The sequence below is a fragment of the Streptomyces sp. NBC_01077 genome, from assembly GCF_045162855.1.
Classification (GTDB): Bacteria; Actinomycetota; Actinomycetes; order Streptomycetales; family Streptomycetaceae; genus Streptomyces.
The window spans coordinates 6,923,526-6,936,580 of record NZ_CP108669.1; the positions used below are offsets into that span (position 1 = coordinate 6,923,526).

The 13,055-nt window shown below is 66.8% G+C and carries 3 protein-coding genes, 1 tRNA gene and 2 rRNA genes; 5 read left to right on the forward strand and 1 reads right to left on the reverse strand.

Translation table 11 applies throughout. From position 1 onward, the window contains the following. The first annotated feature begins 110 nt into the window (after positions 1–110). From OG462_RS31450 to OG462_RS31460, 3 genes are all read left to right on the forward strand, one after another. Positions 111–3,233: ribosomal RNA gene (locus OG462_RS31450) — 23S ribosomal RNA — on the forward strand. Between the two features lie 74 nt (positions 3,234–3,307). Continuing rightward, positions 3,308–3,424 (forward strand): 5S ribosomal RNA (gene rrf, locus OG462_RS31455). A 4-nt stretch (positions 3,425–3,428) separates the two neighbouring features. After that, positions 3,429–3,504 (forward strand) — tRNA-Thr (locus OG462_RS31460). A 96-nt stretch (positions 3,505–3,600) separates the two neighbouring features. Here the strand turns inward: OG462_RS31460 and OG462_RS31465 are convergent. Beyond that, positions 3,601–6,246, reverse strand: a complete 2,646-nt coding sequence (locus tag OG462_RS31465) for a SpoIIE family protein phosphatase (protein ID WP_406062762.1) — start codon at positions 6,244–6,246, stop codon at positions 3,601–3,603. Positions 6,247–6,515: 269 nt separating this feature from the next. Between OG462_RS31465 and OG462_RS31470 the strand changes: the two genes are divergently transcribed. Both OG462_RS31470 and OG462_RS31475 read left to right on the forward strand, forming a co-directional pair. Continuing rightward, positions 6,516–11,993: a HAMP domain-containing protein gene (locus tag OG462_RS31470; RefSeq protein WP_406062764.1), complete on the forward strand. Its 5,478-nt coding sequence runs from the start codon at positions 6,516–6,518 to the stop codon at positions 11,991–11,993. Between the two features lie 362 nt (positions 11,994–12,355). After that, positions 12,356–13,030, forward strand: coding sequence for a two-component system response regulator (locus OG462_RS31475; protein ID WP_015036579.1), 675 nt, complete (start codon positions 12,356–12,358; stop codon positions 13,028–13,030). Positions 13,031–13,055: the final 25 nt, after the last annotated feature.

The window sequence follows — 13,055 nt, forward strand, 5'->3', positions numbered from 1 at the left end:
AAGGTTTGTATCTTCGCGATGCCGGCCCCAGTGAACTCATCTGCTTGTCGGGTGGGGTGATGGGTGGCTGGTCGTTGCTTGAGAACTACACAGTGGACGCGAGCATCTGTGGCCAAGTTTTTAAGGGCGCACGGTGGATGCCTTGGCACCAGGAACCGATGAAGGACGTGGGAGGCCACGATAGTCCCCGGGGAGCCGTCAACCAGGCTTTGATCCGGGGGTTTCCGAATGGGGAAACCCGGCAGTCGTCATGGGCTGTCACCCATGCCTGAACACATAGGGCATGTGGAGGGAACGAGGGGAAGTGAAACATCTCAGTACCCTCAGGAAGAGAAAACAACCGTGATTCCGGGAGTAGTGGCGAGCGAAACCGGATGAGGCCAAACCGTATGCGTGTGATACCCGGCAGGGGTTGCGCATGCGGGGTTGTGGGATCTCTCTTTCACAGTCTGCCGGCTGTGAGACGAGTCAGAAACCGTTGATGTAGGCGAAGGACATGCGAAAGGTCCGGCGTAGAGGGTAAGACCCCCGTAGCTGAAACATTAACGGCTCGTTTGAGAGACACCCAAGTAGCACGGGGCCCGAGAAATCCCGTGTGAATCTGGCGGGACCACCCGCTAAGCCTAAATATTCCCTGGTGACCGATAGCGGATAGTACCGTGAGGGAATGGTGAAAAGTACCGCGGGAGCGGAGTGAAATAGTACCTGAAACCGTGTGCCTACAAGCCGTGGGAGCGTCGCTCATTGAGTTTACTCAATGGGTCGTGACTGCGTGCCTTTTGAAGAATGAGCCTGCGAGTTTGCGGTGCGTTGCGAGGTTAACCCGTGTGGGGAAGCCGTAGCGAAAGCGAGTCCGAATAGGGCGATTCAGTAGCGCGCTCAAGACCCGAAGCGGAGTGATCTAGCCATGGGCAGGTTGAAGCGGAGGTAAGACTTCGTGGAGGACCGAACCCACCAGGGTTGAAAACCTGGGGGATGACCTGTGGTTAGGGGTGAAAGGCCAATCAAACTCCGTGATAGCTGGTTCTCCCCGAAATGCATTTAGGTGCAGCGTCGTGTGTTTCTTGCCGGAGGTAGAGCACTGGATAGGCGATGGGCCCTACCGGGTTACTGACCTTAGCCAAACTCCGAATGCCGGTAAGTGAGAGCACGGCAGTGAGACTGTGGGGGATAAGCTCCATGGTCGAGAGGGAAACAGCCCAGAGCATCGACTAAGGCCCCTAAGCGTACGCTAAGTGGGAAAGGATGTGGAGTCGCAGAGACAACCAGGAGGTTGGCTTAGAAGCAGCCACCCTTGAAAGAGTGCGTAATAGCTCACTGGTCAAGTGATTCCGCGCCGACAATGTAGCGGGGCTCAAGCGTACCGCCGAAGTCGTGTCATTGCAGCAATAGGGCCAACGCCCGCTGTGATGGGTAGGGGAGCGTCGTGTGCCGGGTGAAGCAGCCGCGGAAGCGAGTTGTGGACGGTTCACGAGTGAGAATGCAGGCATGAGTAGCGATACACACGTGAGAAACGTGTGCGCCGATTGACTAAGGGTTCCTGGGTCAAGCTGATCTGCCCAGGGTAAGTCGGGACCTAAGGCGAGGCCGACAGGCGTAGTCGATGGACAACCGGTTGATATTCCGGTACCCGCTTTGAAACGCCCAATATCGAGCCCATTAATGCTAAGGCCGTGAAGCCGTTCCGGACCCTTCGGGGAAAGGAAAGTGGTGGAGCCGCTGATCCAAGGTGGTAGTAGGTAAGCGATGGGGTGACGCAGGAAGGTAGTCCAACCCGGGCGGTGGTAGTCCCGGGGTAAGGGTGTAGGGCGTTGTCCAGGTAAATCCGGACAGCACATAGCCTGAGACCTGATGCCGAGCCGATTGTGGTGAAGTGGATGATCCTATGCTGTCGAGAAAAGCCTCTAGCGAGTTTCATGGCGGCCCGTACCCTAAACCGACTCAGGTGGTCAGGTAGAGAATACCGAGGCGTTCGGGTGAACTATGGTTAAGGAACTCGGCAAAATGCCCCCGTAACTTCGGGAGAAGGGGGGCCACGTCTGGTGATCGGATTTACTCCGTGAGCTGGGGGTGGCCGCAGAGACCAGCGAGAAGCGACTGTTTACTAAAAACACAGGTCCGTGCGAAGCCGTAAGGCGATGTATACGGACTGACGCCTGCCCGGTGCTGGAACGTTAAGGGGACCGGTTAGCTCTGTTTCGACAGGGCGAAGCTGAGAACTTAAGCGCCAGTAAACGGCGGTGGTAACTATAACCATCCTAAGGTAGCGAAATTCCTTGTCGGGTAAGTTCCGACCTGCACGAATGGCGTAACGACTTCTCGACTGTCTCAACCATAGGCCCGGTGAAATTGCACTACGAGTAAAGATGCTCGTTTCGCGCAGCAGGACGGAAAGACCCCGGGACCTTTACTACAGTTTGATATTGGTGTTCGGTTCGGCTTGTGTAGGATAGGTGGGAGACTTTGAAGCCGTGACGCCAGTCATGGTGGAGTCGCCGTTGAAATACCACTCTGGTCGTGCTGGATGTCTAACCTCGGTCCGTGATCCGGATCAGGGACAGTGTCTGATGGGTAGTTTAACTGGGGCGGTTGCCTCCCAAAGGGTAACGGAGGCGCCCAAAGGTTCCCTCAGCCTGGTTGGCAATCAGGTGTTGAGTGTAAGTGCACAAGGGAGCTTGACTGTGAGACCGACGGGTCGAGCAGGGACGAAAGTCGGGACTAGTGATCCGGCGGTGGCTTGTGGAAGCGCCGTCGCTCAACGGATAAAAGGTACCCCGGGGATAACAGGCTGATCTTCCCCAAGAGTCCATATCGACGGGATGGTTTGGCACCTCGATGTCGGCTCGTCGCATCCTGGGGCTGGAGTCGGTCCCAAGGGTTGGGCTGTTCGCCCATTAAAGCGGTACGCGAGCTGGGTTTAGAACGTCGTGAGACAGTTCGGTCCCTATCCGCTGCGCGCGTAGGAATATTGAGAAGGGCTGTCCCTAGTACGAGAGGACCGGGACGGACGAACCTCTGGTGTGCCAGTTGTCCTGCCAAGGGCATGGCTGGTTGGCTACGTTCGGGAGGGATAACCGCTGAAAGCATCTAAGCGGGAAGCCTGCTTCGAGATGAGTATTCCCACCTCCTTGAGAGGGTAAGGCTCCCAGTAGACGACTGGGTTGATAGGCCGGATGTGGAAGCCCAGTAATGGGTGGAGCTGACCGGTACTAATAGGCCGAGGGCTTGTCCTCAGTTGCTCGCGTCCACTGTGTTAGTTCTGAAGTAACGAACTGTGCCGATTTCCGGTTGGTTAACTTCATAGAGTTTCGGTGGTCATAGCGTTAGGGAAACGCCCGGTTACATTCCGAACCCGGAAGCTAAGCCTTTCAGCGCCGATGGTACTGCAGGGGGGACCCTGTGGGAGAGTAGGACGCCGCCGAACACCCGCCCTTTTAGCTCAGTCGGTAGAGCGTCTCCATGGTAAGGAGAAGGTCAACGGTTCGATTCCGTTAAAGGGCTCCAAGTAAGAAGGCCCCCGCCTTATGGCGGGGGCCTTTTTGCGTTCCCGTGGGCGGACAGCTGTCGCAGGCGATCCCCTTTCGGGGATCGCCTGGTCGGTCAGCGGTCGTCCGGCTCCCGGAGGCGCATTGCCAGGATGGCCATGTCGTCCGAGGCCGGGGCCTGGGCGAAGCGTTCTACCGCGCGGAGTACCCGGGAGGCGACCGCGCCGGCCGTCAGGCCCGTGCAGGTCTTGAGGACTTCGGCCAGGCCGTCGTCGCCCAACATGCGGGTGCCTTCGCGGCGTTCGGTCACTCCGTCCGTGACGCAGAGGAGGACGTCGCCCGGGTCGAGCGTGATGGTCTGCTCGTACAGCTCCAGGTCCTCCATCACGCCGAGGAGCGGCTGGGGTTCGGCCGCGGGCCGGACCGTGCCGTCCGGGCTGAGACGGAGCGGGAGCGGGTGGCCGGCGCAGACGACCTTGAGGATCGCGGAGCCGTCGTCCTGCGGGCGCATCTCGCCGTACAGGAGGGTGAGGAAGCGGCTGCGGGCGCCCTCGTCGAGGATCGCCGCGTTCAGGCGCTCCAGGACGGCCGGGCCGCCGAAGCCCTCGCGGGCAAGGAGGCGGAGGGCGTGGCGGGCCAGGCCGGTGACGGCGGCCGCCTCCGGGCCCGTACCGCAGACGTCGCCGATGGCGAAGCCGTAGGCGCCGTCGCGGATCGGGAACAGGTCGTAGAAGTCGCCCCCGACCTCGTTGCCCTCGCCGGCCGCGCGGTAGATGACGTCGACCTCGACGCCGGGGATGTGGGGGAGGCCGGGCGGGAGGAGGCTGCGCTGGAGGGACTGGCTGATCGCCACGCGCTCCGAGTACAGGCGGGCGTTGTCCAGGGCCAGGGCGGCCCGGCGCGAGAGGTCCTCGGCGAGCTCCAGGATCTCCTGGCGGAAGTGGTCCTCCGAGGGCCGGCCGAGAGTCAGCATGCCGATGACCCGGTTGCGGGCGACCAGCGGCAGGACGACCGTCTCGCCTGCGACCGCGCTCGCCGTGGCCAGGGTCGTGTCGATGCCGGAGGAGAGCGGGCTCGTCGGGTGGTCGAGGGCGCGGACCGAGGCGGTGAGCGCCGCTCGGTGGGCGGCGTCGCCCGGTGCGGTCCAGATGCGGGCGCCGGGGGTCGGCACCGGGTCGGGCGGGGCGATGGAGGAGAGCAGGTCCTTGAGGCCGTCGATGCGGTCCTCGTCCTCGTGGAGCACGTACGAGAGGTACGGGTCGGAGGCCTGGTCGGCAATCGTGTAGACCGCGCACCAGGTGGCGAGGGTCGGGACCGTCATCTGGGCCATCAGGGCCAGGGTCTGGTCGCGGTCGAGGGTGCCGGCGAGAAGGTCGGAGGCCTCGACGAGGAAGCTGAGGGAGCCGCGGCGCAGGCGTTCGAGCTCGCCGAGGCGGGCCGACTCGACCGCGAGGGCGATGCGGTCGGCGGCGAACTGGAGGCGGAGGGCCTCCTCGTTGGAGTAGCGGTTCGCGGATTCCGCGGCCACGCCCAGGGAGCCGGTGAGCCGGCCCTCGACCTTGAGGGGGACGGTGACCACCGAGCGCATGCCGGTGCCTTCGAGGAGGGGGACGGCGCCGGGGACGGCGGCCAGGTCCTCGTGGACGGCCGGCATGCGGGCGGAGCCGTAGCGGCTGGCGCCGGTCTCGACGGGGACGCGGGCGAAGCGCTGGCGGGCGGCCGGGAGGCCGGTGGTCGCCCGTACCTCCAGTTCCGTCTCGTCGTCGGTGGCGAGGAGGAGGAAGGCGGCGTCGCCGTCGAGCATGTCGCGGGCGCGTTCGACCGTGCGCTGGAGGAGGCCGTCGAGGTCGTCGGGGGCCGGGGAGCCGATGAAGATCTCGAAGGGGTCGGCGGCGCGGCTCTCGGAGCCCGGCTCGGCGGCGGGGCGCTGCGGGGTCTGGAGGACGGCCCGCTCCTGCTCGCGTACCACGAGGCAGATGGTGGAGGGTTCGCCCTGGACGTCGCGGACCCGGAGGTGTGCGGCGTAGACGGGGATGACGCGGCCGTCGGCGCAGCGGATGCCGTAGCTGCCCTCCCAGCGGGAGAGGCGGAGGGCCTCGGCGAGGCCGGTGCCGATGCCGGGGGTGTGGGGCCAGGCGGCGAGGTCGCCCAGGGGTTTGCCGGTGACCTGATCGGAGGCGTATCCGAAGAGTTCGTCGGCGTCCTCGTTCCAGGCGGTGATGGCTCCGCCGCGGTCGATCTGGATGACGGCGACGCGGACGCGGCTGTCGGTGACCGGGAGGAGCGCGTCGGGGAGGACGGGGCCCGCGGAGCGGGTGCCGACCGGGCGCTGGGGGAGGTCGAGGTGGAACCAGACGTGCTTGCGGGTCGGGGAGTAGTCGACGCCCCAGCGGTGGGCCAGGGCGGCGCACAGCAGCAGGCCGCGGCCGTTCTCGCGGTCGGGGCCGGCGAGCGTGCGGCCGCTCTGGACGGGGATCTCGCGCTCGGGGTAGCGGTCGGCGACCTCGACGCGGATGCTGTCGTCGGCGCGGAGGCAGAGGACTTCGGCGGAGGTGCCGGCGTGGATGACGGCGTTGGTGACGAGTTCGCTGGTGAGGACGACCGCGTCGTCGACGAGTTCCGGGTGCCCCCAGCCCTGGAGGGTGTCCCGGACGAAGGCGCGGGCGGCCGCGACGGACCGCCCGACGGGCTCGAAGCTGGCACTCGCCCGCGCGGTGATCACAGCACTCCTCGTACGCGTCTCGACGCCCGGCTCTGCCATGCTCGGTCTGTCCCTCCCGCTGCCCGGTGGTCGTGCGCGCACCACACCGCCCCCGCCGGGCGGACCGGGGCGGTTGGACAGCCGGAAGCCAGGTTACTTACCTTCACTGTCCGAGCGGATGCCGGTCATCGCTGAATCCGTCCCCAGGGGGTAGGGACGCTGTGCGAAGCTGCCGAACTGTTATCGCCTGGTTCGGTGGCGGTGAAACACTGGGCAGGCTACCGGCGAAAGCCGGAGCGGTACGGTCGACCCCTTTCGGGAGGGACACGGTGGAACCTGGCACGGCGGCGCGGCGCGGCGGAGGCAGCGGTACGCGCGCGAGGGGCGGGCGTTCCCGTGGGGGGACGGTACAGGTGGACGCGGCGGCGCTGGAGCGGTTGCTGGCCGCACTGGTGTCCATGCGGGACGGGAACCTCCGCAGGCGGCTCACGGTGTCCGGCGACGGGGTCATGGCGGAGATCTCCGCCGTGTTCAACGAGGTCGCGGACCGGCAGATGCATGTGACGGGGGAGCTGTCGCGGGTCCGCCGGGTGGTGGGACGCGAGGGCAAGCTCTCCGAGCGGCTGGAGGCGGGGGCCGGTGAGGGGGCGTGGGCGGCGGCGATCGAGGCCGCGAACGCGCTCGTCGACGATCTGGCCCGGCCGGTGTCCGAGGTGGGGCGGGTGCTCTCGGCGGTGGCCGAGGGTGATCTGGACCAGCGGATGGACCTGCGTTCGGAGGGTGCCGACGGGGCGGTGCGACCGCTGCGTGGGGAGTTCCTGAAGGTCGCGCGTACCGCGAACAATCTCGTCGACCAGCTGTCGGTGTTCGCCTCCGAGGTGACCAGGGTCGCCGTCGAGGTGGGTACGGACGGCAAGCTGGGCGGTCAGGCGCAGGTGCGCGGGGTGTCCGGTTCGTGGAAGGACCTCACGGACTCGGTCAACACCATGGCGAACCGGCTGACGGCCCAGGTGCGGGACATCGCCCTGGTGACGACGGCGGTCGCCAACGGCGATCTGTCGCAGAAGGTCACGGCGAACGTCGCCGGCGAGATGCTGGAGCTGAAGAACACCGTCAACCGGATGGTGGACCAGCTCTCCTCGTTCTCCTCCGAGGTGACCCGTGTCGCCCGCGAGGTGGGCACGGAGGGCGAGCTCGGCGGTCAGGCCGAGGTGGCCGGGGTCGCGGGTGTCTGGAAGGACCTCACGGACTCCGTCAACACGATGGCGGGCAACCTGACCAACCAGGTGCGCGGCATCGCCGAGGTCACGATGGCGGTCGCCAATGGCGATCTGTCGCAGAAGGTGCGGGTGTCGGCGCGGGGCGAGATCGCGCAGCTGGCGGACACCATCAACCAGATGACGAAGACGCTGCGGATCTTCGCCGACGAGGTGACCCGGGTGTCGGGCGAGGTCGGCGCCGAGGGTCTGCTCGGCGGTCAGGCGCAGGTGCCGGGGGCGGCGGGGACGTGGAAGGACCTCACGGACTCGGTCAACACCGTCTTCCGGAACATCACCACGCAGGTGCGGGACATCGCGCAGGTGACGACGGCCGTGGCCAACGGTGACCTGTCGCAGAAGGTCACGGTCGACGTGGCCGGCGAGATGCTGGAGCTGAAGAACACCGTCAACACGATGGTGGACCAGCTGTCGGCCTTCGGTTCCGAGGTGACCCGGGTGGCCCGGGAGGTCGGTGTCGAGGGTCTGCTCGGCGGCCAGGCCGAGGTGAAGGGGGCGGCGGGCACGTGGAAGGACCTCACCGACTCGGTGAACACGGCCTTCCGGAACCTGACCGGTCAGGTGCGGGACATCGCGCAGGTGACGACGGCGGTCGCCAACGGTGACCTGTCGCAGAAGGTCACGGTCGACGTGGCCGGCGAGATGCTGGAGCTGAAGAACACCGTCAACACGATGGTGTCGCAGCTGTCGTCGTTCGCGGACCAGGTGACCCGGATGGCCCGGGACGTGGGCACGGAGGGCCGCCTGGGCGGTCAGGCGCGGGTGGACGGCGTCTCCGGGCGCTGGCGGGAGCTCACCGACTCGGTGAACTTCATGGCGGGCAACCTGACCTCGCAGGTGCGGCAGATCGCACAGGTGACGACGGCCGTGGCCCGCGGTGACCTGTCGCAGAAGATCGACGTGGACGCGCGCGGCGAGATCCTGGAGTTGAAGAACACCATCAACACGATGGTCGACCAGCTCTCCGCGTTCGCCGACCAGGTGACCCGGGTGGCCCGCGAGGTGGGCACCGACGGGCGCCTCGGCGGTCAGGCACAGGTGCCGGGTGTGGCCGGGGTGTGGCGGGACCTGACGGACTCGGTGAACGGCATGGCCGGGAACCTCACCACCCAGGTCCGTAACATCGCGCAGGTCGCCACGGCGGTCGCGCGCGGTGACCTGTCGCAGAAGATCGACGTGGACGCGCGCGGCGAGATCCTGGAGCTGAAGAACACCCTCAACACGATGGTGGACCAGCTCTCGAACTTCGCCGAGCAGGTGACCCGGGTGGCCCGCGAGGTGGGCACCGAGGGCATTCTGGGCGGTCAGGCCGAGGTGCAGGGTGTATCCGGCACCTGGAAGGACCTCACCCAGTCCGTGAACTTCATGGCGAACAACCTCACCATCCAGGTGCGGAACATCGCCGAGGTCACGACGGCGGTCGCCAAGGGCGACCTGTCGAAGAAGATCACCGTCGACGCCCGGGGCGAGATCCTGGAGCTGGTGACGACGGTCAACACGATGGTCGACCAGCTGTCGAACTTCGCGGACGAGGTCACGCGCGTGGCCCGCGAGGTGGGTACGGAGGGCATCCTCGGCGGTCAGGCGCGCGTGCGTGGCGTCACCGGTACCTGGAAGGACCTCAGCGACAACGTCAACCTGATGGCCAACAACCTGACCAGTCAGGTGCGGAACATCTCCCGGGTCTCGGCGGCCGTCGCCAACGGCGACCTGACGAAGAAGGTGACGGTCGAGGCGCGCGGCGAGGTCGCAGAACTCGCCGACACCGTCAACACGATGGTGACGACCCTGTCGTCGTTCGCCGACGAGGTCACGCGCGTGGCCCGTGAGGTGGGCACCGAGGGTGAGCTGGGCGGACAGGCGCGGGTGCCGGGTGTCTCGGGTACCTGGAAGGACCTGACCGAGTCGGTGAACTCGATGGCCTCCAACCTCACCGGCCAGGTGCGTCAGATCGCGGCCGTGACCACGGCCATCGCCAAGGGCGACCTCACCAAGAAGATCGACATCGACGCGCGCGGCGAGATCCAGGAGCTGAAGAGCACCATCAACACGATGGTCGACCAGCTGTCGAACTTCGCCGAGGAGGTCACGCGCGTGGCCCGCGAGGTGGGTACGGACGGCCAGCTCGGCGGTCAGGCCCGGGTCCGTGACGTGGACGGTACCTGGCGGGACCTGACGGAGTCCGTGAACGAGATGGCCGGGAACCTGACCCGGCAGGTGCGGGCGATCGCGGCCGTCGCCACGGCGGTGACCCGCGGCGACCTGAACCTCAAGATCGACGGTGTCGACGCGGCGGGCGAGATCCAGGCCCTCCAGGAGAACATCAACACCATGATCGCCAACCTGCGCGACACCACCCTCGCCAACGAGGAGCAGGACTGGCTGAAGGGCAACCTGGCCCGTATCTCGGGCCTCATGCAGGGCCGGCGGGACCTGGACGACGTCGCCTCGCTCATCATGAGCGAGCTGACGCCGGTGGTCTCGGCCCAGCACGGTGCCTTCTTCGTGGCGATGCCGACCGGGTCCGCCCACAGCGACGCCGAACACGTCGGCGAGGGCGAGGGCTCGTACGAGCTGCGGATGCGCGGGAGTTACGGCTACTCCGCAGGGTCCATGCCGACCTCGTTCCGCCCCGGCGAGACGCTCATCGGGACGGCGGCCGAGGAGAAGCGGACCATCCAGGTCAACGTTCCGCCCGGCTATCTGAAGATCTCCTCCGGGCTCGGGGAGGCGGCACCCGCGCATGTGATCGTGCTTCCGGTGCTCTTCGAGGGCAAGGTCCTGGGCGTGATCGAGCTGGCCTCCTTCCAGCCGTTCACGCAGATCCAGCGCGACTTCCTCAACCAGCTCGCCGAGCTGATCGCCACCACCGTGAACACGATCAGCGTCAACACCAAGACCGAGGTGCTGCTCCAGCAGTCGCAGGAGCTCACCGAGCAGCTCAAGGAGCGCTCGGCCGAGCTGGAGCACCGGCAGAAGGAACTCCAGGGTTCCAACCTGGAACTGGAGGAGAAGGCCGAGCTGCTCGCCCGGCAGAACCGTGACATCGAGGTGAAGAACACCGAGATCGAGGAGGCCCGGCAGGTCCTGGAGGAGCGGGCCGAACAGCTCGCCGTCTCCATGCGCTACAAGTCCGAGTTCCTCGCGAACATGTCGCACGAGCTGCGCACTCCGCTCAACTCGCTGCTGATCCTCGCCAAGTTGCTCGCGGACAACGCCGAGACGAATCTCACGCCGAAGCAGGTCGAGTTCGCGGAGACCATCCACGGCGCCGGTTCCGACCTGCTCCAGCTGATCAACGACATCCTCGACCTGTCCAAGGTCGAGGCGGGCAAGATGGACGTCTCGCCGACCCGGATCGCGCTCGTCCAGCTCGTCGACTACGTGGAGGCCACCTTCCGGCCGCTCACGGCGGAGAAGGGTCTCGACTTCTCGGTGCGGGTCTCGCCCGAGCTGCCGGCCACGCTCCACACCGACGAGCAGCGGCTGCTCCAGGTGCTGCGCAATCTCCTCTCCAACGCGGTGAAGTTCACCGACACGGGCGCGGTGGAGCTGGTGATCCGGCCGGCCGGGATCGATGTGCCGCAGTCGATCCGCGAGCAGCTCCTGGAGGCCGGTTCGCTGCGCGATCCGGAGGCCGATCTGATCGCGTTCTCGGTCACCGACACCGGGATCGGGATCGCCGCGAGCAAGATGCGGGTCATCTTCGAGGCGTTCAAGCAGGCCGACGGCACGACCAGCCGGAAGTACGGCGGTACGGGTCTGGGTCTGTCGATCAGCCGGGAGATCGCGCGGCTGCTCGGCGGCGAGATCTTCGCGGCGAGCGAGCCGGGCCGCGGTTCGACGTTCACGCTCTATCTGCCGCTGAGCCCGACGGAGCTGCTGCCGGGCTACGGGCAGGGGGCGGCCGACGACCCGCAGCAGGGCGCCGAGGAGGGGGCGTCCGGCGCCGTCCACCCGTTCCCGCACTTCCCGCCGCCGCCCGTACGGACGGAGGCGCGGTCGGGGGCCGGAGCGCTGTTCCGGCACCGGCGGAAGGCGGCCGCGGAGGCGACCGGGGCGCGCAGGGCGGTGCCCGAGCAGTTCGGTCAGCAGATCGCCGCCGACCGGGCGGAGCAGGAGGTGGAGGCCGAGCCGCGCCGTACCTTCGGTTTCTCCGGCGAGAAGGTGCTCATCGTCGACGACGACATCCGCAACGTCTTCGCGCTCACCAGCGTCCTGGAGCAGCACGGGCTCGCGGTGCTCTACGCGGAGAACGGGCGGGAGGGCATCGAAGTCCTGGAGCAGCACGACGATGTGACGATCGTCCTGATGGACATCATGATGCCGGAGATGGACGGGTACGCGACGACGACCGCGATCCGGCGCATGCCGCAGTTCGCGGGGCTGCCGATCATCGCGCTGACGGCGAAGGCGATGAAGGGCGACCGGGAGAAGGCGATCGAGTCCGGTGCCTCGGACTATGTGACCAAGCCGGTCGACCCTGATCACCTGCTGTCCGTGATGGAGCAGTGGATGCGGGGGGAGTGACCCGGAGCGGGGCCCGTGGGGCGGAGGAGTGCCTCCGCACCCGGGGCCCGTGGTGCGGAGGGAAGTGACTGCGTACCGCGGGGTCGCGTGGGGTGTCGCGCGGGCTCCTGGCCCTCGCTGACGGACTGTCGCCATGGGGGTGTGAGAGGCCCGAATACGGGGAACCTTCTGGTCTCCCACCGCGTTTCCGGTACGTGCACAGTGACATCGCGGTGACAGGGTGTGGCGACGGGTGGGGTGCGGCTACGATGACCGGCACAAGGACGGACGGCGTTAGGGAGTCGTCTTCTGGGGCGGCGCCCGGTGCTTCCCCCGGTTCTGGGAGCCGGGGAGAGACGTTGCCGGGGCGAGGAGGACGGGGCATGGTGCAGAAGGCCAAGATCCTCCTGGTCGATGACCGGCCGGAGAATCTGCTGGCGCTGGAGGCCATTCTCTCCGCGCTCGATCAGACGCTGGTGCGGGCATCGTCCGGGGAGGAAGCGCTCAAGGCGCTGTTGACGGACGACTTCGCGGTCATCCTTCTCGACGTCCAGATGCCGGGGATGGACGGTTTCGAGACCGCCGCGCACATCAAGCGGCGGGAGCGGACCCGGGACATCCCGATCATCTTCCTCACCGCCATCAACCACGGCCCCCACCACACGTTCCGGGGTTACGCGGCCGGGGCGGTCGACTACATCTCGAAGCCGTTCGACCCGTGGGTGCTGCGTGCCAAGGTCTCCGTCTTCGTCGAGCTGTACATGAAGAACTGCAAGCTGCGCGAGCAGGCGGCTCTGCTGCGGCTGCAGTTGGAGGGCGGCGGCGAGGGCGGTCACGGCAAGGAGGCCGCCGGTCTGCTCGCCGAGCTCTCGGCCCGGCTCGCGGCCGTCGAGGAGCAGGCGGAGGCGCTGTCCAAGCAGCTCGACGACGACTCCGCCGACGCGGCCGCCGTCGCCACCGCGGCGCATCTGGAGCGCAAGCTCACCGGGCTGCGCCGGGCGCTGGACGCGTTGGAGCCGGGCACCGGCGCCGCGCCGACGCTGCCGGCCCAGAGCTGACGCACCGTCATCGAGACGCCGGGCG

What these genes read in the sequence shown, in the direction of transcription:
- OG462_RS31465 (WP_406062762.1), bottom strand. Translation starts at nt 6,246, where the DNA reads ATGGCAGAGCCGGGCGTCGAGACGCGTACGAGGAGTGCTGTGATCACC.
- OG462_RS31475 (WP_015036579.1), top strand. Translation starts at nt 12,356, where the DNA reads ATGGTGCAGAAGGCCAAGATCCTCCTGGTCGATGACCGGCCGGAGAAT.